This window comes from Bacteroidota bacterium, assembly GCA_034723125.1.
Classification (GTDB): Bacteria; Bacteroidota; Bacteroidia; order CAILMK01; family JAAYUY01; genus JAYEOP01.
Map to the genome: position 1 here is coordinate 1 of JAYEOP010000309.1, position 2739 is coordinate 2739.

Annotated in this window: 4 protein-coding genes; 3 read left to right on the top strand and 1 reads right to left on the bottom strand. The window is 28.8% G+C overall.

The genetic code is table 11. The features are described from left to right. The first annotated feature begins 128 nt into the window (after nt 1-128). Nucleotides 129-254, top strand: a complete 126-nt coding sequence (locus U9R42_08540) for a hypothetical protein (protein ID MEA3496069.1) — start codon at nt 129-131, stop codon at nt 252-254. A 263-nt stretch (nt 255-517) separates the two neighbouring features. Then, the gene (locus tag U9R42_08545) at nt 518-907 is read left to right on the top strand and encodes a hypothetical protein (GenBank protein MEA3496070.1); all 390 of its coding nucleotides are present in this window, start codon (nt 518-520) and stop codon (nt 905-907) included. A 69-nt stretch (nt 908-976) separates the two neighbouring features. Here U9R42_08545 and U9R42_08550 read toward each other — a convergent pair whose 3' ends face one another. Continuing rightward, nucleotides 977-2044 carry a serine protease gene (locus U9R42_08550; GenBank protein MEA3496071.1) on the bottom strand — a complete coding sequence of 356 codons (1068 nt, stop codon included), beginning with the start codon at nt 2042-2044 and terminating at the stop codon, nt 977-979. Between the two features lie 106 nt (nt 2045-2150). Here U9R42_08550 and U9R42_08555 point away from each other — a divergent pair, with 106 nt between their 5' ends. Further along, the gene (locus U9R42_08555; protein ID MEA3496072.1) at nt 2151-2702 is read left to right on the top strand and encodes a DUF308 domain-containing protein; all 552 of its coding nucleotides are present in this window, start codon (nt 2151-2153) and stop codon (nt 2700-2702) included. The last annotated feature ends 37 nt before the right edge of the window (nt 2703-2739 follow it).

Here is a 2739-nt window from a genome sequence, read left to right on the forward strand (position 1 = left end):
ATATAATTGTTTACACAGCCTCAGTACCTGCTCATGTTCAAATTTGTGAAGTAACAGTAACACCAACTAATCAAGCAACAGGAGGAGTGATTTATAAGGAAGGTAGTTTCGAGTAAGCAGGACGCAAGATGCAAGATGCAGGATACAAGATGCAAGATACAAGATGCAGGATGCAAGATACAAGATACAAGATGCAGGATGCAGGATACAAGATACAAGATGCAGGATGCAAGATACAAGATGTGCTTGCCTGAATAATGGTACCTTTTTAAAGAATAGTAACGAGCCAATAAATATCAATTCGTTTTTATTGTATTCGTGGCAAAAAAAAACCTCAACAAAAAACAATTCCTTTTCATTAGCGTATTCGTGGCAAAAAAAACCTCAACAAAAAATTATTCGTTTTCATTAGCGTATTCGTGGCAAATAAATTATAAATCAATATTCTTTTGTAACAAAATACAAGCTTTGTTCGTATAAGGAGTAAACAGTTTAAATAACTCAAAATTAAAAAGAAATGAAAAATATAAAACTTGCATATTTAACTTTAATAACATTATTCATAGTCTTTTCGAGCTCTGCTTTTTCCAAAAACAAAGATGATTCTACTTTGGATAAAACACGGAAAATTCAAACAACAAGAAACATATCATTTATTAAAGACACATCACACAAGCTTCCGGGTAAGATAATTGACTTTGATGTAAAGTTAAATAAAAAATCTTATGTAAGATTGATATTCTTTAGTGAGTCAGGAGAATTTATGAAAGTTTTGGAAGAGGGGGGAATGAAAGAAGCAAAAACATATTCCTACAGATTAAAGATGAAAAACCTTTCTCGTGGAAATTACTGTTATATTCTTGAAGTTGACGGTGAATTTTATACAAGATATTTTACAGTACGTTAAAATGAGGCTTCTAATAATTTGTTTCTCATAAAAATAAATTATTAGAAGTTTTTTTTGAAATAAAAGAACTTAGTTCTTATCATCTTTAAAAATTGAACTAAAGTCATAACCAGCTTGCTGAAATTTTTCTTTATTTTTTTTAAAAAACAGTCTAATCAATTCATTAGAAACCGCATAGGTAATTCCATAGTTTATTTCGCTATCTTTATGAACACAAAATTCACCTTGATAGGGTATATTAGGATTTGAATATTCGTATCCGCTTTGAAAAGGTCGTAAAATATATTTGGTATCAATAGAAACAGACTTAGCAATACCAACAAATTCAAAGTTAGGAACACCATCTCGAATTGCAAGTATCATCCCACCACTAATACCTTCATTAAATAATGCATCAATAAGAAATGAGCCTGAGTTGTCTCTGTTCGGGCTACTTACAATTCCTCTGGTTATCATTTTTCTTCCCTTAGGATAGCCAATGATATAAACAAAACTGCCCCATTCAAGATCTTTCGAATTACCAAATTTGTAATTAAAAACTTTTGGTGGATGAACAGTACTTTCAATATCTATTTTGCATCCAAGTACTGCAATATCATTTTTTTCATCAATTGCTAGAATAGAAAGTTCACCACTTCCCGGAATATCAACACCATACTGCTTTTGACCTGTTTTTATAGAAAGACTGAAAATATATTTTTTCGCACCGGAATATAGCGGGGCATAGTATGTAATTATGGTATCGGGAAATGAAGATATATGTGAACAAGTTAAAAGTGCAACATGATTCATGCTAGCTGAAATAATGGTAGCTGTACCACTTTTTGATTTTATGCTTATTTCCTTTTTTATTGAGTTTGCCTCAATAACTTCTTTTGACAAATCATTAATACTTATCTTTTTCTCTTTTAAAAAAACATAAGAAGTATATTCGGCAGTGCAAATTATCTTTTTTACTGATTTAATTATATCTTGCAATTGAGTCGAACAGTTTCTGTAAGGAAATTCACTATCATATTTACCATCTGATAAGGTTGGATATATTTTATTATATGTTTTATTTGAGCAATTGTTTGATAATAGAAACAAAAATACAATTAGCAATATCATTCCAAATAAAGATTTACCATTTTTCATCTGTTTAATTTTTTCTCAAAAATAAGAAAAAAAATCATTATTTTGTTATTTGAAAAAAATGTTTTAATTTAGTTGTTTATTTAAGTTAATTAAAATACGAAATATCATGTTAAAAGATCGATTTACAAACTGGTGGATGCCAGCAATTATTGGAATTATTGCTATCATTTTAGGAATAACTATTTTAGGAAATCCTGATATTACCCTTCTTTTTATTATAAAATATTTAGGATTATCACTTGGAATAACAGGAATAATTGTTGTTGCATCAAATTACTCAAAAAGAGACTCAAACAATGGAACATTTTGGATATGGGAAGGTATTCTTAATATAATTATTGGTATATTTATATTTATTTTTCCAAAATTTTTTGTGAGTGTTTTTACTGCTATTATAGGTATAGGAATTATTATTGTGGGATTACTGTTCTTATTTTATTATTTTAGTACTAAAAAACATTTAGCGAATAAATGGATTTACTTAATAAGTAGTATTTTATTTACCATCTTAGGAATAATAGTATTATTCAATCCATTTGAAGCAGCACAGACAATTTCTATCATTATCGGATTAGTTTTAATTGCTATTGGAGGATTAACTCTTTTTATATCTTACGGTATTAAGTCTGTAGATAAGTCAATTGATGAAGAATTGTGAGTTGTGAGAGATGAGTAGTGAGAGATGAGTTATGAGA